Origin of the sequence: Sporomusa sphaeroides DSM 2875 (assembly GCF_001941975.2) — a bacterium.
Taxonomy (GTDB): Bacteria; Bacillota; Negativicutes; order Sporomusales; family Sporomusaceae; genus Sporomusa; species Sporomusa sphaeroides.
In genome coordinates this window covers 3894394-3913369 of the sequence record NZ_CP146991.1, presented here as the reverse complement: position 1 = coordinate 3913369, position 18976 = coordinate 3894394, and the positions used below count along the sequence as shown (strand labels likewise).

Sequence of the window (18976 nt, the reverse complement as noted above, 5' to 3'; positions counted from 1 at the left end):
GGACGCTAATGCGGCAATCATTCTTATGGAGAAAGTTATTATTGAGAAGGTGAAGATATGAGTTATACGCGAAAACTGATTAATGTCGCCATGTTTATCGCCCTGGGTGTGACCTTGCCGGTAGCCTTTCACTTAGCAGGCGGTACCGGCTCAGTGTTTCTTCCCATGCATATTCCGGTGCTGATGGCCGGGCTGTTGCTTGGACTAAAAGGCGGTTTGGCAGTAGGTATGCTGACACCGTTTATCAGCAGTTTGACTACCGGTATGCCGCCGCTGATGCCGATGCTGCCAATCATGGTAGTGGAACTGGGCGTATATGGAACTGCGGGCGGCTATTTGTACCGGCAGTGCAAACTGCCCTTGGTGTGGTCGCTGGTTGGCGCCATGCTGGCAGGCCGCCTGGCAGCCGCGGCAGTTGTGGCAGGCCTGGCAGCAGTGCTGGCCGTCACGCTGGAGCCGCTGCCGTTTATTATCGGGGCCGTTTCTACCGGCTTGCCTGGCATTGTTATACAATTACTATTTGTCCCGTTGCTTGTCAGGAAGCTGGAAGCAGTCCCGGGGGCGTTTAGGAGAGTGAAGGTACATGAGTAGCGAATGCGAATTCTTCAATAAGATTGCAGATAATTGGGATAGTACACGGGCAGTGGATGTTGGCAAGATTGCCCGGCTGGTAGCAATGATTGGCTTAGAGCCGGGGTTTACGGTGCTGGATGCCGGCAGCGGCACCGGTGTGCTGCTGCCTTTCCTCAAAGAAGCAGTTGGCCCTGCCGGAAAAATTACGGCAGTAGATTTTTCCGCGAATATGCTGGCTAAGGCTGAAGAAAAATATGGCCACCTTGGCGATATTACTTTTGCTGTTGCCGATATTATGGAGTTTGTACCTGAGGACGGTTTATTTGACGCTGTACTTTGTTTTAACTTTTTCCCGCACATTAAGGATAAACAAAGGTTCATGATTCATATGCAAAGTCATCTGCGGCAAGGCGGAGCTTTGGTCATTATGCATGATATCTCCAGGCAGCAAGTCAACGCTATCCACAAGGACAGTGAGGCTGTCAAGAATGACCGCCTGGCACCGGGAGAAACGGTAGGTGCCTGGCTGACAGCTGCCGGATATCAAGTGACACAAATAGTTGATACCGGGGATCGCTATTTTATTAGAGCGGTGAAGCGCTAGTACTGCAGTATCTTTTTAAAAAAATTATAGATATATAAACGTGGGTATGAAGCCAACGGTAATTTGCCGCAGCTTCATACCCTTTTCTTGTAGTCAATCAAAAAGTTAAGGAGATGATTGGGTGATTAGAGCACGGGAAGATGTATCAAAAAACACAATTGCAAGAATGGTAATATATTATAATACTTTAGAAAAAATGAAGGAAGAGGGAGAACGGATTTGTGCTTCTACCCGGCTTGGTCAGCGTACCGGTATTGCTTCCCCCCTTATTCGCCGCGATTTGGCCTGCTTTGGTGGTTTTGGCAGAAAAGGAGTGGGTTATGAGGTGGACTTTCTCTTATCCTGGATTAAAGAAATTCTTGGCTACAATACGGAATGGAAGGTGTTGTTTGTCGGGACAGGTATCCCTTTAAAGGGAATAGTAAACTCTTATGGCTTTTTGCCGCCTGGCTTTAAAATCGTTGCTGTTGCTGATTGGGATAAAAACAATCATGGTTACAAAATTCCTGAACTTAATGTAAGAATACAGCCGCTGGAAAGTTTGACAACCCTAATAAAAGAGCAGGATATATCAATTGGGCTTGTTAATGTGCACCCGAAGCAAGCGCAAAAAGTGGTTAATATATTAGTTAAAGCAGGGATAAAAGGGATTGCCAATTTCTCACCTATATCGGTATTTGTGCCGAAACATATTCTGCTAAGCCAGATGAATGTGAGCTCTTGTCTCAGCCAGTTATCATATAATCTAAGCGGCGGAAATATCCCCGGCAGGCAGAATCTCGTCAATTACCTGCCGCACGGCCAGGGGAAAAACCAGATCCAGGGCTGATATAAGAACCGCATAGAAAAAGTCCATTTCTCCTTCCTTCGCAAAAGGTCAGGAACGCCATACCGGTGCACGGCGTTCCTGACCTTTTGCTGTTTAACCGAATTTAGAACCCGATTTGATAAGACAGGCTGTAATTTCTGCCCGGCATAGGGAAGCCGTCTGTTTGCTCATAATCGGTGTCAAACAGGTTATTGACGGCCAGGGCAACGGTCTGGTCTTTTTTCATAGTATATGACATGCCCAGGTTGAATACCGTATAACTGTCTGTCTTTGTATTTTTGGCCGGCTTAATTCTTTGTCCGTCCAGGGCGGCCCGGAACCCCTGATGGTCATTGTAGCGCAGCCCCAGGTTCACGGTTCCTTTCGGGATGCTGTCAAGCTTTGTACCGGTTGGGTCAAAGCGGTCGCCGCTCTTGGTGCCATTTTGGGTGGTATAGCTGAAGATCAATCCTAGGTTTTTTGAAAACTGATAATCATTTGTCCATTCCAGTCCGTGAATTTTTGCGTTGCCCAGGTTGTAGGGAGGCGGAGCCGAATTTATGCTGCCGCCCATATAAGACGTTACATAATTGTCAATATCATAATAGAAGCCTGTGACCTTGGCGCCGAATCTGTCGTCAAACTGCTTTTGCCAGCCCAATTCATAGGCCATGCCGCTTTCCGTATCCAAAACCCCCATCTTTTTTTGCCAGTCGTTCAGGGTAAACCTGTTTGTATCTCCTCCATAATTATCGTTTACGTATTTATTGTAATTGCTATTCTTCTTCGTCAGGCTGTCCTGGGTCGGGGAATAATTACTCGCCCATTTTGAAAACTCAGATAAGGGAGGGGCCTTGAATACCCGGCTGGCGCTGGCATACACCGATTCATTGGATGCCAGCTTATAGGTCACATTCAGCTTGGGGCTTACCTTCGATTTGTCCGCATAGTTAGTTGATGTGAGCGTATTGTCGGCTTCAAAGTGGTCATAGCGCAGACCTAAACCCAGCAGCACTTTTTCGTTCATTTGCCAGTTGTCCTGAAGGTAGTACCCGTTAAGTTCTGTTTCAAACCGGCTGGTGGTGGTTTTATACTTGAGCTCTCTGGAATCCAGCCCGAAAGTAAGCTTATGATTTCCCAACAGGCGGCTTTGCTGCCAGTTATACCCGGTATTTTCCGTCGTCATAGTCGAGACGCTGGTCGAATTCAGATACCGGAGATGATCGGTCCGGTCCTGGACATTTTTATACAAGCCCAGCTTCCAGTTGCCCTCATAATAATTTAGAGAATAGTTCCTGGTATCAAACTCCCGGAAGCTGCCGTCCAAATATTGTTTAGCGGGGGCCATATTGTTGGAGGGAGCTATCGGCACTGTCGGATAATGAGGATTCCAGCCATTAATGTTATTGGGGTTTTCATTGTTGCCAACCAGGGTTCCTTCTTCCCGGTGGCTGTCGGTTATCGCTACCGACAGCCGTTGGTTGTCCGTAAAATGGTATGTCAGATTCAGATTTGTATCATGACTGTCTTTGAAATTGTTGCGGTAAAAACCGTCGCTTTTCTTTTTGTCGGCGCTGACAGACCAGGAAATTTTCCCATTATCGGTGGTCCCCTGATTGCTTATGCCGGTTTTCCTGTCGCCATAACTGCCGAAGCTGGATTTGAGATAGGTTTTATTTTCACCCGGCGTATCGGTTGTCACAATATTGATAACCCCGCCCAGGGTTCCACCATATTGAGCCGAGCTGGCGCCCCGGATAATCTCGATCTTTTTGACATTGCTTACCGGCAGCGAGTCCCACTCCAGCGCCCGTCCCCGCATTATCGGGCCCTGGCTGTCTATTACATTGCCGTTGATGGCCACCAGCACCCGGTCGCCGCTTACGCCGCGCAGGGTCACCGTTGTTCCGCCCTGCGGGCTGGTAGTTACTGTTATACCCGGTACATCCTGCAGCAAATCGGTTATACTGTTGATTTGCCCGGCATCAATTTTGTCTTTTATATTCAAAGAGGTGACCTTGGTTGCTTCGCCTTCTCCTACAAGCTTACTATCGGTAATTACAATTGTTTCCAACGCGAAATCGGGGACGGTTTCTTCCGCATAAGCCCAGGGAGAGACTTGTAACGAGAGCGCCAGGGCCACCAGCAAGGCTCTTTTTCTCTTTATTTTTTTAAACATTTGTTCATCTCCATATTGCTTGATAAGGCATGCCTCCTTCTTCCACCAGCTTCCGGGTATACTGCTGCACCGGCCTGGTAAAGATATCCGCTGCATTGCCCTTTTCGATGATCGTACCCTGATACATAACGCAGACTCTGTCGGCGATTTTTTGTGCGACTGCCAGGTCATGGGTGATATACAGCATGGCAAACCCTTTTCGATTTTGCAGTCCTTTTAGCAGCCGTAAAAGATTTGCCTGAGTAGAAGGATCCAGCATGGAGCTGATTTCATCGGCAATTAACAGCTTCGGCTCCATGACAAGTGCCCTGGCCACCGCCACGCGCTGCCGCTGCCCCCCGCTCAGCGTATGGCATCTGCGGGTTAAAAAGCTCTCATCATTCCCAGGGAGCTGGACATTGAGCAAGGCAGTGCTGACAATTTCCCGAAGTTTTGCAACAGAGCCTTCTTGCCGCAAAATATCCAGGGGTTCCCTGACAGCCTGTTCCACTGTAAACTGTTCGTTAATGGATGAATAGGGATCCTGAAAAACCATCTGGATACCCTGTTTTTTACGGGTAACGCTGTTAAGTGTTACTTTTTCTCCCTGAAATATGACTTCACCGCTGTCAGGCAGCAATACTCCGGCAAGAATACTGGACAATGTCGTTTTACCGGAACCGGATTGACCGATTAACGCAACAATCTCTCCTGACCGGATTTCCAGGGTGCAATTATTACAGACTTTTAGAGAATTTCCTTTACAGGTATAGGTTTTATTTAGCTCTATGCCTTGCAGCAGGGTTACAATCCCGCTGCGGTTACAGGCAACCCTGCGCTCAAGTGCGACATATTTCAGGTCAGGCTTGTTAGATATGCAGCAGTCAATATGCTGATTGCACCGCGCATAAAAAGGACAGCCGCGGTTGGGATTGTTTTCTGTTTCTCCGGGGATGCCCCACATATCCCGGTAAGGATTCATTTCCGGCGAAGAATGCAACAAGCCCCGGGTATAATTATGCATGGGATGATTCAGAATGTCTTTGGTCAACCCCTCCTCGACAACCCGTCCTTGGTAGAGGACAAGCAGACGGGAGGTAAGCCGGGCCACAGTATGGATTTCATGAGAAATAACAATCAGGCCAAAGCCATGCTTCTGCTGCAGTTTTGCCAGGAGGTCGATAATTTCTGTTTTTGTCACTGCGTCAAGGGCATTGGTGGGCTCGTCCACAATCAGCACATCCGGATTGCAGGAGAGGGCCATGGCCAGCAGCACACGCTGCCGCATCCCGCCGGATAACTGATGCGGATAACAAGTTTGACAGGAGGGTGCCAGTCCGACCTGGTGCAAAAGCTGGTCAATTTTTTCCCTGGCGGCAGCCGGCGGCAGGGAAGTATGCCGCCGGAGACATTCGTGAATCTGTTCAAATACAGTCAGCACCGGATTAAGGACATCCAGGCTGTTTTGGAAAACAATGGCCAGCTTCCGCCAGCGGTATTGGTTCCAACCCTGTTCAGACAGTTGCCGTAAATCGACATCTTCGTAACATATTTGTCCGCCGGTTATGGCAGCTTTGTCCTGTAAACCCATAAGCGCCATGGCAATGGTAGTCTTGCCGCTGCCTGATTCGCCCATAATTCCCAGACTTCCTCCTTTCTCCAGGGAAAAGGAAACCTCGTCCAGGGCCATTACCGTCGTTTCTCCGATGTTATATTGTACAGAAAGCTTGTCAACTGTTAGCAATATCGGTCCCATGGTACACGCTTCTCTCTTAAAGTTTTGAATTAGCCAGCGTTTCACTGGCTCTTGCCAGCATCGCAATGGCAACCACCAATAGGGTAATGGCTGTCAACGGGGCTGCCACCCACCACTTCCAAAATTCGGTAAAATATATTCCTTTAAATTGCACCGCGTGATTTAAGATCAAGCCCCAGCTTTTGGAAGTCGGGTCGCCCAACCCCAGAAAAGACAGGCCGGCCTCGGCTACGATGGCGCGTCCGGTCAGGCGAATAATGCTGACAGCGGCCAGAGGCAATATTCCCGGCAGAAAATGGCGGGTTGTCAGATGGACAAAACCGGCACCGTAGCTGGCGGCTACCGTAATATACTTTTCCTGTTTCATGGATAAAATCTTAGAGCGTACAATCCGCGCCGGTCCTGTCCAGGAAAAAATGGCCAAAACCAGAATGATGTTATACAGGCTGGGACCAAGAAACACTCCCAGCACAATCATCAGGGGTAAATCAGGTAATACGATCATCAAGTCGGTGAGCCGCATAATCAACCGGTCAGTCATGCCGCCAAAATAACCGGACAATATGCCGATGAGACAGCCGCCTAATCCGGCCAAAAGCGCTGTTCCCAGTCCGACAAAAATACTCAGGCGGGCTCCGTGGCAGATCTGAGCCCACAGATCAATTCCCAGTTCATCGGTTCCCAGCCAGTGCCTGCTGTCAGGCGGCTGCAGGGCATTTCCGGACGGCAGGACATGCGAGTGAGGGGACAACCAGTCGGCAAACAGCCCGGTTAGCAGCACCAGCGATATAAGGATAACCGCAATCTGGCCTGACGGCGGCAGCCTTCTAACGATTCTGTATGTATTGTGCAAGAATTGAGAACCCCGTTTTTTCAGCTCAGTCATGTAACCCTCGGATCAAGCTTTTTATACAATATATCTGCGATTAGATTCATGGTAAGCACACTGACGGCAAAAAACAAAAATATGCCTTGAATCAAAATATAGTCCCGCATCATTACCGACTCCCGCATAAGCTGGCCCACACCGGGATAATTGAATACATTTTCCACCAGCACGGCGCCGCTGAAAACTGTCCCCAGGCTTAGAAATACCCGGGTAATAACAGGGATTGCCGCATTACGCAGGGCATGTACGAACAATATCCGGCTATGAGACAATCCCTTGCCTCTGGCAGTGCGCATATAATCCTTGGCCAGTACGGTAAGCATGCTGCTCCGGGAGATCATATAAAAGCCGGACAGGCGTGCCAGAACCAGGGTAATAACCGGCAGCATGGCATGATGCACCAGGTCAAGGGCTTTGTGGACAGGTGTGGCAAATGACACAAAAATACTCATTCCTCCGGATAATGGGAACCAGCAAAGCCAGGCGGCACCGGCAAATAACAGCACCAGGCCGATAAGGAAGGCAGGAATTTCTGAAAAGCAGATCATGGAAAAATACAAAAACCGGTCAATACTGTTATCGCGGTTCCAGGCCGAGATACTGCCAAGGATAATCCCCACCATACAGCTTATCAGCAGTGAGACGACAACAAGCGAGATGGTCCATACCGACCGTTTCCCCAATAGCACAAGCACATCTTCGTTATAATACAGGCTGTAGCCGATATCACCGTGCAGCAAGTTAAGCAAATAGTCGGTATATTGAACTGACAGCGGTTTGTCCAGTCCGAAATAGGCTTTGTATCTGCTCAACTGCTCCTCGGTATAAGTTACGGTTACTTCATCCGCCGCGCCTGTCAGAAAGGTAAAAGGATCGCCGGGGAGCAGGCGGGGCAGGAAAAAATTCAAGGTAATGATACAAAAAAAAGTAATCAAATACTCGCACAATTTCTTCAGCGGTTTATTGTCGAACAGCTTACTGGACGGCAAGGTACGAAAGCTTGTTATGAGAGACTTCATGATGGTCAAACATATACCTCCAGTTGCTATACTTTGCAGGCCGGTACACAATATAGCCGGTCGTATTCATGAGCGGTATTTGCGGTATTTCCTCCGCGATTACCTCCTGCAGCCTGAAAATCAGCATTTTGCGTTTTACCGGATCTAGTTCCACCAGCTGCTGTTTGCATAAGGTACTAATGGTTTCATTGCTGTAGCCGCGTATCCCGCGGGACGACGGACTTTGGTCCGGGGATTGTGCAACATAGGCTGTTCTCAGTAAATCGGCATCGCCGCCCCAGCCGCCATGGCCGTTGATAATCAGTTCATAATCACCGCTTATAACCGCCGCATCGCGTGTTTTGCCGTCCACGCTCCTGATGACAAGCTCAATTCCTGCCTGGGCAAGGCTGATCTTCAGCAGTTCGGCAATTCTTGCTTCCTCGCTTGAGATGAGCAGAGTGAAGGTTAGTTTTTTCCCCTGCAGCAGTTCTTTAGCTTTTTCGATATTGAAATCATATTGTTTGACATTCGGGTTATACCAGATATGGCTTACCGGCAGATAGCCGGCACTTGCCGGGATCGCCGCTCCCCGCGCAACTTTATCGACCAGCTCCTGGCGGTTAATCGCATAGGCAAAGGCTTGCCGCACCTGCTTATCTTTCAGCTCCGGGCGCTTTTCCATATTAAAGAGCAGCCGGTACCCCCAAAACGCCGGGTTTTGCTTAATGACATATTCTTTATTATTTTCATACCTTGCCAGCAAGTCCGCAGTCACGGCAGTCAGATCGATTTCGCCTTTATTAAAGGCCAGCATACTGTCGCTGACAGGAATAAACTGCAGTACCTGCACTTGCGGTTTGGGGCCCCAATACCCGGCAAACGCCTCAAATTTGTAGGCTCCCTGCTCTTTATGGTACTCTTTCAGGACATACGGTCCACAGCCAATGGTTGCTGCCGGAGCGGTAAACTTTTTCGGATCATCGACTTTTTCCCAGACATGCCTGGGGATAATTCTGACAGTTCCCAGCCGGCCCAGGATCGTGGCATTGGGCTTGGTCACGGCAATTTTTATTGTATGATCATTTATCACTTCCGCCGATTCTACAATTGTTTTGCCGTCAATCTCCAAGTCATTGCTGACCGGAATATGTTTTGCAAAATATTCTAAGGTAAATTTGACATCCTGTGCGGTCAGGGGTCTGCCGTCATGCCATTTGACCCCTTGACGCAGCGTGAAAGTATATACCTTGCCATCCGGCGATAACTCCCATTTTTCCGCCAGCCAGGGAATATACCCTTGTTCCCCCCGCTCCAGCAGACTGTCAAAAATCAGGCTCATTTTAAATGTACCCGGTCCCCGGGGGTAGTGGCTATAAGGCGAGGGGAGGCCGGAGTCGCCGCCGCTCAGATTAATGACCAGCGGTTTATTGGTATCTGCTGCGGCGCTGTTATTTTCACCGGCGCCGCAGCCGCCTGCCAGCATCATCCCGAAAAGGGCTATTGCCAGTACAACTGCTTTATGCAACCAGCTTTTCAAGATACGTTACATCTCCTTTTGCACTTAGCTTCACTAAATGCGGGATTGTTATCCTTTACCATCCCCGGTTGTACTCGGCAAAACAATCCTGGCAAACCTTTTTTCCTGCCTGCAGCCTGATTTTGTGTTCCGGTGAGCCTTCGTTGCATTCTTCACAAAATATAGTACTAAACAACCGGGCTTTTTCCGGCACTGCATATTTTGGGGTTTTGAATTCAAAAATTTCGCCGGCCGGTGCCGCCAGCAAATAGGCCTGGCGTTTCTCCCGGTCCATATCACCCCCAAACGGTTTTAATACCAGCCGGACACTTTCGCCGGTAGAACGGTTGTAAAAGCTGTACGCCTGTTTGCCGGTGCTGCGGTATAAAAGATTCCCCTTGCCCATGGTGCAGCCTGTGATTACCTGAATGGCATCAACACCACAAGCATCATTTTCGGTAACGCACACCACTTCTTCATCCTCTGAAAACACAATGCCTAATTTTTCCCTGGCGGCTTCGCAGGCTTTGAAGCCTATCGCCAGCCCCGGACACTCATGCCCGTGAAATTTCACGCATTTTTCCCATTCCTGTCTGTTCACAAAATCCTCTCCCTTATGGTAATTTTTATAATCTCCAGTATAACCAGGCAGTCTTGGACCGTACTTTTTCCGTGACAATGCCATCAACCGCCAGGCTGTCCAAGTATTCGGTAATTTTCTCATCGATCCCCTCGACTGTCTGGGTTGCCTTGTGCATGTGTTTTAACTGGTGGCTGTAGAGCTCGACAGCTTTAGTCAGCGGCCAGGCATGTTCAAACTCGTTGTCATGATAGGTTACTTCCGGATAATAGCCTGACAGCCATAGCAGATTAAAGGCATAGTATATCGTCTTACCCCAGCGGTTAGCCGGCTCTTGGCCATACACCGCCTGGTACAGCCTGTCTCTTAATTCATCCTCCCGTTCGACAAAACTGCTTAAAAAGCAGGCTCCCTTACTGGCCCGGCACATTTTCAGCAGGCTGTCGCTGCTGCTGATTCCAGGACACATGGAGGCAAATACCAAATCATATTTGGTCTCCCAGCCGTGCTCCTTCAGGGTGAGCGTTTCCCAGGGAGACAGTTCGAAGCGCACATTAGCCACCGCTTGCTGCCGGGCGTTCTCAGTGGCATGTTTCAGCATATTCGGGGAAATGTCCAGCCCGGTTACCTGTTTGGCCCTTTTGGCAAACTCCAGGGTATACCTGCCAGGGCCACAACCGATGTCCAGAATTTCCGCATTTGCAGTCAAGACGTTTCGGTCTGCCAAAAATTCAATAACCTGTTGGCTCCGGTTTCCGTCCTCAGACCTGCCATGCTGATTAAACTCGTCGGCCCGCATATTCCAGAACTCTTGAGTCGCGGCCAATTCGGACAGATCCTTTTTCCAGGCTTCAGCAAAATAATCAATATTCATCGTTCACCTTCCTCTGATACACATGTTCGTGAAATAACAAACGTGTGTTCCTTAACTATTTCTCCATAATTTTTCTCCGATACTAAACAAGGTTTTCCGTCAGGGCAAAAAAATGGTATGAAACCCGGGACATACTTATCCCGCATGGTTTCATACCACATTCTTCTGCTATGTTGTTAGGTATTGCTCTGCTCTACGTAATTACCGGGAAGATATGACATCTGTCATTATTTGCGGATTTTCACAATCCATCTTCACTTTTAAATCTTAGCATTTTCAAGGAGTTCTGTAAAGATATATTTTCATTTTTTGTTATTTTGTGACAAATTAACGGCTGCTCTCATTATGTAACTCGTCATGAGTTACATAATGTACATTTTGCTTACTCAACAATTGCAGACAGGGCAGCCTTGCATACGGAAGGGTTTTTCTAAATGTGCCTGGTCAAGGAGTTCCTGGTTGTGGAAGATGTCCAGCGTAGCACCGTCAGCGAGCACTGTACCGGCACTTATGACTATGGTACGGACGCACAGATCCAGCACCAGGTCAAGGTCGTGGGTGGCAATTATTTTTGTATGTTCGAAGGTTTTGAGCAGGTTAATTAATTGGCGGCGGGCCAGCGGGTCAAGGCCGGCGGTAGGTTCGTCCATGACTAGGATGGAGGGGTGCATCGCCAGGACGGCAGCAATGGCGACAGACCTTTTTTGTCCGCCAGACAGCCGGTAAGGGGTACGATCTTTCAAATGCAGTGCTCCTACGGTATTCAAGGCCGTTGTTACCCGGGAATCCACCTCGTCTGGCGGCAGTTTCAGGTTTAGCGGGCCAAAAGCAACATCGTCATAGACAGTGGGCATGAACAATTGGTCATCGGAATTTTGAAAGACCATACCGACTGAACGGCGGATATGGGGTAAGGTTTGTTTAGTCACAGGGTAACCGCCAATATTAATTGAGCCTGAGGTAGGAAAGAGTACACCAATTAAATGTGACAGCAGGGTGGTTTTCCCTGAACCGTTTGCACCGACAATGGCAACAGATTCACCATGGGTGATGCGGACAGACAGGCCGCGAAGCGCCTGGGTCTGGTCAGGATAGGTATAGGTTACATCTTTTAGTTCGACGATATGATGGCTCAATGTCAGACCCCCATAAGTAGTTTGCCCAAAAGCTGTGGTATGTTGAAACTGCGGGCGCTGAGGCAGAAGACTATCCAAAAGGCAAGATAGAGAATATCGGCTGCATGTAAAGCGGCACTGTGCATAAGGCGCACTTCGCCGTCGAAGCCCCGGCACAGCATGGACTGATAAATACGGTTGGCCCGGTCAATAGAGCGAAGCAGAAGCTGACCCAGGAGCGACCCCCAAGCCTGGAACCGGATTCCGTCTCCGTGCAAGGAACGCAAGCTGTAAGCCTGAATACTGCGGACAAATTCTTCAAGCAAAACATGCAGATAACGGTACATGAATAGGATTTGAACAACTATAATTCTGGGAATGCCAATTCTGGCAAGTGCCAATCCCAAGGCATTCATGCCGGTGGTTGCCACCAGAATAAGGGCGGCAGTTACGGTTAAGTACAGACGGATGGTGATAGAGGCAAACGACAGCCAGCCGCCTGTTAGTACGAAAGAGCCGAGCTTGCTGACCGGTGTATGGTCAAGCAGTGGGTTGAAAATACCTATGAATATGATAAAGGGAGCCACTAACAGCAAACGTTTACATAGCGGCAAGAGCGGCAGGCCGCCAAGCGAAACAAGAACTGCCGGAAACAGGAAAAAGGGCAGAAGGCCGCTGATTTCGTATTTAGGAAAGGAAGTAACCGTAATAATAAAAACAAGTGTGGCAATTAGTTTAACAATGGGATTGAGGCGATGAACAGGCGTACTTTTCATGGCAAGTGTGTCAAGATACCGTAAATCTATCCAGTTGGCTTCGATTTTAATCATAAAACATCCTTCATGGGTTAGGGTTGTTTGGCAAAACGCTGCAGGCCTTTGCCAATGGCGAAAGCAAAAATCAAAGTAAGGAGAGAACCGGCAATTCCGGCTACTGAAGTGCCGGTGTCTACAGAAGGCCAGGCAGGAGTCTCGTGTGCGTTGGCTTCAGTGGCGACAGGCTGTTCTTCTTGTTTGAAGTTGTAGTCAGGGAGGAAGGCGATTTTTTCCTGTAGCCCGGCAAGGATGCCGTGAATTCCGTCAGGTGCTTCTAATTCATCCGTACCTGTGACACTGGCAATTGACCACTCCAATCCGTCAGGGGAGTTGGAGGCAAACCAGGATAAAGCCCCGCCGGTAATCATGGCAGCAATCAGCAATGTGACGAGAACCGGTTTGACGGCAATATTGCCCAGGCGTTGGCCTTGGGCCGTTTTTGTGAGAATTTCCGGAGCTTCTTTGGCGACAAAGAGGATTACTGCTGCGGTAACCAGACCTTCCACAAGGCCGATGGCCAGGTGAATAGGCTGCATAAGGATGACAAAAGCGCTGAAGGGTAAATTGGAAATGCCGGAAAATACGGTATCCAGAACCACGCTGAAAGCGCCCAACTGGAGGCTAATGACGGCAGCTAAGACAGCGGCCAGACATAATCGGCCTTGCGTAAGCTGTTTGCCGGCAAGCGGTTTGTAGATAAACGGGTAGGCAATAAAGCAAGGGAAAAAGCCGAGGTTGAAAATATTACAGCCAAGCGCTAAGAGGCCGCCGTCGGCAAAAAACAGAGCCTGAATGGTTAGAACAGAAGCGATGGTTAAGAAAGCGGCGTAAGGGCCTAACAAGATAGCCAACAGGAGGCCGCCGCCCAAATGGCCGCTGGAGCCTGTCGCGGGTATGGTAAAATTAATCATTTGGGCAGCAAAAACGAAAGCGCCCAATACTCCCATCAAGGGAATTTTGCGATCATCAATATCCTGCTGTACTTTTTTGGCAGCATAAGTAGCCAAGCCGGCGGTAGCTGCCCACATAGCCCCGCCAACGACCGGGGAAATTAATGCGTCTGCCATATGCATGTCTAATCACTCCTTAAAATAAATATGATAGATTACCCAATCAGGGTGGTTACGGTTACCAACAAAAAAAGACTACGAAGAATCCCCACGCATCGTTGTTGGGATGAGACTTTCGTAGTCTTATTTCAATGGTATGAATTTGATGAAAAATGATCCGGCATACCGATTCTTCAGAACCTATGTATTGTATCCTCATGGATACATTGCGCGAATATTTTCACTAATGAGGTTATTCGTTGTGGCTCAAATTATTCCTGCTAAAGTAGCTGTAATTATTTATAATTTCTTTGGTTTACCCCCTGTTTGACAGCTAAGAGGACAGGCGGACGGTTGTACGCCATGAAAGTAAATGATAAAAAATTCACGAAAACTGATTGACGATTGCAAGATTTTTCTGTAAAATGAAAACATAATTGATGATAGAAATCATCCGTCCTTTTGTAAAGCCGGATAGCTGGTTGCTACAGAGGGTTAGTGAAGTTATTGTCCATGGCTGCCCGGGTATACATAGCATGGTTTGAAAACCATGAAGAATTGTCTCATGAGGAGACGTTTCTTCATGGTTTTTTGTTTTTCCTGACGGTGGCGCAAACACAAGAATTTGACAGGGAGGAGATACTGCTTTTAAGCCCGTTATGTAGTTTGGAAAAAGCCAATAAAAATAGTATGCGAGGAGAGGAAACATGAAGAAAAAACTGTTTGCCGCATTGTGCATGATGGTGATTTCCCTAGTTGCTTTGGCCGGGTGTGGCGGTAAAACCGGTGAAAAGAATGCCAATGCCGGCATGTCCGGCGTTGGCAGCGTTATTATTGCCATGGATACCGAATCAGAACCTGCCGCCGGCTTTGATCCGATTATGGGGTGGGCTGCCGGTGAACATACACATGATCCTTTATTTCAAAGCACCTTATTGATCACCAAGGATGATATCACCATTGGCTATGACCTGGCCAAAGAGTACACGATTTCCCCTGATGGACTTACCTGGACCTTTAAAATTCGTCCTGATGTAAAATTTACTGACGGCAAGCCGCTTACCGCCAAAGATGTTGCCTTTACCTATAACCAGGCCATGAAGCAGGCGACAGATACCGATTTGTCCATGTTAAAGTCGGTGGAAGCTGTTGATGATACTACCGCAGTATTTCATTTGAATACCCCTTATTCCGCTTTTGCGTATATTGCCGCTGTAGTCGGCATTGTGCCCGAGCATGCCTATAATGCCGCAACCTATGGCAAAAATCCCATTGGTTCCGGCCGGTATATATTAAAACAGTGGGATAAAGGCCAGCAAGTCATTATGGAGGCCAATCCCAATTATTATGGTGAAAAAGCGAAAATGAAGCAAGTCACCATTGTCTTCATGTCAGAAGCCGCAGCGTATGCCGCCGCGAAAGGCGGTCAGGTGGATGTGGCCTATACAGCTCCTTCTTACACGGTTAACCCGATTAATGGCTATAAAATTCTGGCTTTCGATTCTGTGGATATTCGCGGCATCAATCTTCCCTGTGTTCCGGCAGGCAATAAGATAGCCGCCAGGAAAAATGGAGAAACTCTGCCTGCCGGCAATGATGTTACCGCCAACCTTGCTATCCGTCAGGCGATAGCCCGCGCCGTTGACCGGGAGGCTTTGGTGAAAAATGTTTTATACGGCTATGGCTCTGTTGCTTATAGCGACAGCGTGGATGAGCCATGGGAAAATGAGGCCATGAAGACAACCTATGACCCGGCCAAAGCAAAATCCATTCTAGAAGCCGACGGCTGGCGGTTAAATGCCGACGGTATCTATGAAAAGCAGGGACTAAAGGCAGAATTTGACCTGCTCTATATCGCTTCTAATTCTGCCCGGACCGGTATTGCCATGGCGGTGAAAGAAATGCTGAAAGAAGTGGGCATTAAAGTAAATCCGGTAGGTTCAGGCTGGGACAAAATTGCTACCATGGCTTATGAAACCCCGCATGTATTTGGGGCCGGCTTGCATTCCCCTGCCGGTATCAAGAGTCATTATTATACAGGCAAGAACTATGCTTCGTATTCCAATAGCGCGGTGGACAAGCATATTGAGGCTGCTTTAGCTGCCACCTCGGTGGAGGACTCGTACCAATACTGGAAAAAAGCTCAATGGGACGGCGTGAGCGGTGTTACTCCGGCAGCCGATTCCCCCTGGGTATGGCTTGCGGAAATCAAACATATTTATTTTGCCAAAGAAAATCTGAATGTGATTGACAAGAAAATTCATCCCCATGGATATGGCTGGACAATTGCCAACAACGTGGATCAATGGTATTGGAATTAGTGTAAAGCTCTGATGCCGTTCCTCTCTATGGCATAGAGTGCAAGTGCTTGCTTGTCCTCTGTGCCATAGAATTATTATTTTAAACGAGGTATTTTTATGGATTCACAAGCCTGTTACAGCATTTTGAAATATGTGGGGAAAAGCCTGATTAAAGTGATTTCCCTGTTAATCGCCGTGAGCATACTTTCTTTCATCCTGGTTTCAACATCGCCGGTAGACCCGGTCCGGGCATATGTGGGTGAAGTTGGCATGGTAAATATGAATGCGGAAAGTTTAGCCAGGCTGGAAGCCTATTTTGGTTTGAACACACCACCGGCGGAACGGTATTGGAACTGGTTTTCAGATTTTGTCCGGGGAGATATGGGATTATCCTTAGTTTACCGCCAGCCTGTTGACGAGGTCATTGGGGTTAAGTTCATGAACTCGCTGCTGCTCATGCTTACAGCGTGGTTCTTTTCGGGTATTTTGGGATTTATCCTTGGCATTATTGCCGGTTTGTATCGTGGTACCTGGATCGATAATTTGATTAAAGGGTATTCCCTGCTTATTGCTAGCACTCCGACCTTTTGGCTGGCGCTGGTATTGCTGATGGTTTTTTCCGTTTGGCTGCAGCTCTTTCCCATCGGCCTGAGTGTGCCGATTGGGATGAAGGCCTCGGAGGTGACCATTCTTGACAGCATAAAGCATTTGGTGCTGCCGGCGTTGACGCTGAGTGTGATCGGAGTTGCCAACATTGCACTTCACACCCGGGAAAAGATGATTGATATTATGGTGGAAGATTATATTCTGTTTGCCCGGGCACGGGGGAAAACCAGATTTTCCATCATCAGGCATCATGCGCTTCGCAATATTATGCTGCCTGCCATAACCTTGCAATTTGCTTCTATTAGTGAGATTTTCGGCGGTTCTGTCCTGGTGGAGCAGGTTTTTTCCTATCCCGGCCTGGGGCAGGCAGCAGTTGCCGCCGGCTTAAGCGGCGATGCTCCTTTGCTGTTAAGCATTGCGGTGATTAGTGCCGCCCTGGTGTTTACAGGCAATTTGATTGCCAATCTCTTATACGGTTTCATTGATCCCAGAATAAGGCGGGGGAATATGCATGGATAATACAATCGCCGTTACCGTTTTACAGAAACACACGCCAAAACGTTTCAACCAACGCCGTCTGACCATTATATACTTGACTTCTGCCGTTGTTTTTTTGCTGGCTATTGCGATTATCGGCACTCTGGCAGGCGAGGCGGCGATAACGACGAATTTCACCCAGAAAAATATATTGCCGAATATAGCTCATCCCTTTGGCACCGACTGGCTGGGCCGGGATATGCTTGCCCGCACCCTGAAAGGCATGTCCATCAGTATTTTCATCGGACTGCTGGCTTCGGTGGTCAGTGCCCTGATTGCCGTTATTCTGGGAACGGCTGCTGCTACTTTAGGGAAAAAGGTGGATGCCGTCATTACCTGGTTTATCGACTTAATTATGGGTATTCCCCATCTGCTGCTGCTTATTCTTATCTCTTACGCGCTCGGCAGAGGCACTTTTGGCGTTATTGTTGCTGTGGCCATAAGCCACTGGCCGGTATTGACCCGGGTAATCCGGGGGGAAATTCTGCAATTGAAAGAAGCCAATTATATCAAAATTGCCGGTAAGCTGGGTCAGAGTAAAGTTAGTATTGCGATAAAGCATATGGTTCCTCATATTTTTCCGCAATTTTTAGTTGGTTTGGTACTGCTTTTTCCCCATGCCATCCTGCATGAAGCGGCCATTACCTTTTTGGGCTTTGGCCTGCCGCCGGAGCAGCCGGGTATTGGCATGATTCTGTCGGAAAGCATGCAGTATTTATCGCTGGGCATGTGGTGGCTGGCTCTTTTCCCCGGCTTGGCACTCTTACTAACGGTTCTGCTGTTTGACTTACTGGGCGGGAATATGCGCAAGCTGATAGATCCCCATAGTGCCCAGGATTAAGGAGGTAGCACTGTGACTTGCAGCAATGATAAACACATTCTGGAAATAAACAACCTTTCTATTGCTTTTACGCAATATGAGCAGGGGCTCAGGCAAATTGATTTACAGGTCATTCACAACTTGAATGTCTCAGTGCATGAGGGAGAAATTGTGGCCGTGGTAGGGTCCAGCGGTTCGGGGAAAAGCCTGTTGGCCCATGCGATATTAGGAATTTTGCCGGCTAATTGTACGGCTGTGGGTAATATTGCTGTTGACGGTGAGTTAGTGGACGCAGCCCGCATCCGGGAACTGCGCGGCAAAAAAGTCGTGCTGGTTCCGCAAAGTGTAAACTATCTCGACCCGCTGGAGAAGGTGGGCGCGCAGGTGCGGCGGGAGCGGCAGGAGGAAGCTGTCCGCAAAAGACAGGAAGAGCTGTTTGCTTTTTACAAGCTGCCGGCAAATACCGGGGAACTTTATCCTTTTGAACTGTCAGGCGGTATGGCGCGGCGGGTTCTGCTTTCCACGGCGATGATGGAAAACCCCAGGCTGATTATTGCCGATGAACCGACGCCAGGTCTTCATCTGGCAGCAGCCAAAAATGCCATGCGGCATTTTCGTGAATTTGCCGATAAGGGCAACGGCGTGCTCTTAATTACCCATGATATTGAATTAGCTTTGGAAGTTGCCGACAGAATCGCTGTTTTTTATGCCGGCACCACGCTGGAGGAAGCGCTGGTAACGGATTTTCAATCCGAGGATGCCCTGCGTCATCCTTATACGAAAGCACTCTGGCGGGCTTTGCCCCAAAACGGTTTCCAGCCCTTTCCCGGTAATCAGCCTTATGTGAAAGCCATGCCAGAGGGTTGTCCCTTTGGTCCCAGGTGTTCGCAGTTCACGCCGGAATGTGTGGGCGAGATCCCGCAGCGGCTGCTGCGCTGCGGCACAGTCCGCTGCATTCATGCAAAGTAGGAGGGA

The 18976-nt window shown here is 48.7% G+C and carries 18 protein-coding genes; 8 read left to right on the top strand and 10 right to left on the bottom strand.

All coding sequences use genetic code 11. The annotated features are described in order from the left end of the window. Window positions 1-57: 57 nt before the first annotated feature. From SPSPH_RS18145 to SPSPH_RS18135, 3 genes are all read left to right on the top strand, one after another. Window positions 58-591, top strand: coding sequence for an ECF transporter S component (locus tag SPSPH_RS18145; RefSeq protein ID WP_075757856.1), 534 nt, complete (start codon window positions 58-60; stop codon window positions 589-591). Further along, window positions 584-1177, top strand: a complete 594-nt coding sequence (locus tag SPSPH_RS18140; RefSeq protein ID WP_075757855.1) for a class I SAM-dependent methyltransferase — start codon at window positions 584-586, stop codon at window positions 1175-1177. Before SPSPH_RS18145 ends, SPSPH_RS18140 begins: the two co-directional genes overlap by 8 nt. A gap of 121 nt (window positions 1178-1298) precedes the next feature. Beyond that, window positions 1299-2006 (top strand): redox-sensing transcriptional repressor Rex, encoded by a 708-nt coding sequence (locus SPSPH_RS18135; protein WP_075757854.1) that lies wholly within the window; start codon window positions 1299-1301, stop codon window positions 2004-2006. Between the two features lie 103 nt (window positions 2007-2109). Here SPSPH_RS18135 and SPSPH_RS18130 read toward each other — a convergent pair whose 3' ends face one another. From SPSPH_RS18130 to SPSPH_RS18085, 10 genes are all read right to left on the bottom strand, one after another. Further along, entirely contained in the window at window positions 2110-4164 is a 2055-nt protein-coding gene (locus SPSPH_RS18130) for a TonB-dependent receptor (RefSeq protein WP_075757853.1), read from the bottom strand. 4 nt (window positions 4165-4168) lie between these two features. After that, window positions 4169-5899 (bottom strand): ABC transporter ATP-binding protein, encoded by a 1731-nt coding sequence (locus tag SPSPH_RS18125; protein WP_075757852.1) that lies wholly within the window; start codon window positions 5897-5899, stop codon window positions 4169-4171. A gap of 16 nt (window positions 5900-5915) precedes the next feature. Then, window positions 5916-6785 (bottom strand): ABC transporter permease, encoded by an 870-nt coding sequence (locus SPSPH_RS18120; RefSeq protein WP_075757851.1) that lies wholly within the window; start codon window positions 6783-6785, stop codon window positions 5916-5918. Next, window positions 6782-7807, bottom strand: a complete 1026-nt coding sequence (locus SPSPH_RS18115; protein WP_083945736.1) for an ABC transporter permease — start codon at window positions 7805-7807, stop codon at window positions 6782-6784. Before SPSPH_RS18115 ends, SPSPH_RS18120 begins: the two co-directional genes overlap by 4 nt. Next, window positions 7764-9326: an ABC transporter substrate-binding protein gene (locus SPSPH_RS18110; RefSeq protein WP_075757850.1), complete on the bottom strand. Its 1563-nt coding sequence runs from the start codon at window positions 9324-9326 to the stop codon at window positions 7764-7766. Before SPSPH_RS18110 ends, SPSPH_RS18115 begins: the two co-directional genes overlap by 44 nt. A gap of 55 nt (window positions 9327-9381) precedes the next feature. Then, window positions 9382-9906, bottom strand: coding sequence for an FmdE family protein (locus tag SPSPH_RS18105; protein ID WP_075757849.1), 525 nt, complete (start codon window positions 9904-9906; stop codon window positions 9382-9384). A gap of 25 nt (window positions 9907-9931) precedes the next feature. Continuing rightward, on the bottom strand, window positions 9932-10759 hold the full coding sequence (locus tag SPSPH_RS18100; RefSeq protein WP_075757848.1) for a class I SAM-dependent methyltransferase: 828 nt from the start codon (window positions 10757-10759) through the stop codon (window positions 9932-9934). A gap of 386 nt (window positions 10760-11145) precedes the next feature. Continuing rightward, window positions 11146-11895 (bottom strand): energy-coupling factor ABC transporter ATP-binding protein, encoded by a 750-nt coding sequence (locus tag SPSPH_RS18095; RefSeq protein ID WP_075757847.1) that lies wholly within the window; start codon window positions 11893-11895, stop codon window positions 11146-11148. 2 nt (window positions 11896-11897) lie between these two features. Next, window positions 11898-12704, bottom strand: coding sequence for a cobalt ECF transporter T component CbiQ (gene cbiQ, locus SPSPH_RS18090; protein WP_075757846.1), 807 nt, complete (start codon window positions 12702-12704; stop codon window positions 11898-11900). 17 nt (window positions 12705-12721) lie between these two features. Then, window positions 12722-13762 (bottom strand): energy-coupling factor ABC transporter permease, encoded by a 1041-nt coding sequence (locus tag SPSPH_RS18085; RefSeq protein WP_075757845.1) that lies wholly within the window; start codon window positions 13760-13762, stop codon window positions 12722-12724. 474 nt (window positions 13763-14236) lie between these two features. Here SPSPH_RS18085 and SPSPH_RS18080 point away from each other — a divergent pair, with 474 nt between their 5' ends. From SPSPH_RS18080 to SPSPH_RS18060, 5 genes are all read left to right on the top strand, one after another. Continuing rightward, window positions 14237-14449 (top strand): hypothetical protein, encoded by a 213-nt coding sequence (locus SPSPH_RS18080; RefSeq protein WP_109298238.1) that lies wholly within the window; start codon window positions 14237-14239, stop codon window positions 14447-14449. After that, window positions 14446-16059 (top strand): ABC transporter substrate-binding protein, encoded by a 1614-nt coding sequence (locus tag SPSPH_RS18075; RefSeq protein WP_075757843.1) that lies wholly within the window; start codon window positions 14446-14448, stop codon window positions 16057-16059. Before SPSPH_RS18080 ends, SPSPH_RS18075 begins: the two co-directional genes overlap by 4 nt. A gap of 96 nt (window positions 16060-16155) precedes the next feature. Continuing rightward, window positions 16156-17163: an ABC transporter permease gene (locus SPSPH_RS18070; RefSeq protein ID WP_075757842.1), complete on the top strand. Its 1008-nt coding sequence runs from the start codon at window positions 16156-16158 to the stop codon at window positions 17161-17163. Continuing rightward, entirely contained in the window at window positions 17156-18022 is an 867-nt protein-coding gene (locus tag SPSPH_RS18065; RefSeq protein WP_075757841.1) for an ABC transporter permease, read from the top strand. The genes SPSPH_RS18070 and SPSPH_RS18065 overlap by 8 nt, the downstream gene beginning before the upstream one ends. A 12-nt stretch (window positions 18023-18034) precedes the next feature. Then, window positions 18035-18970: an ABC transporter ATP-binding protein gene (locus tag SPSPH_RS18060; protein ID WP_075757840.1), complete on the top strand. Its 936-nt coding sequence runs from the start codon at window positions 18035-18037 to the stop codon at window positions 18968-18970. Window positions 18971-18976 lie beyond the last annotated feature (6 nt).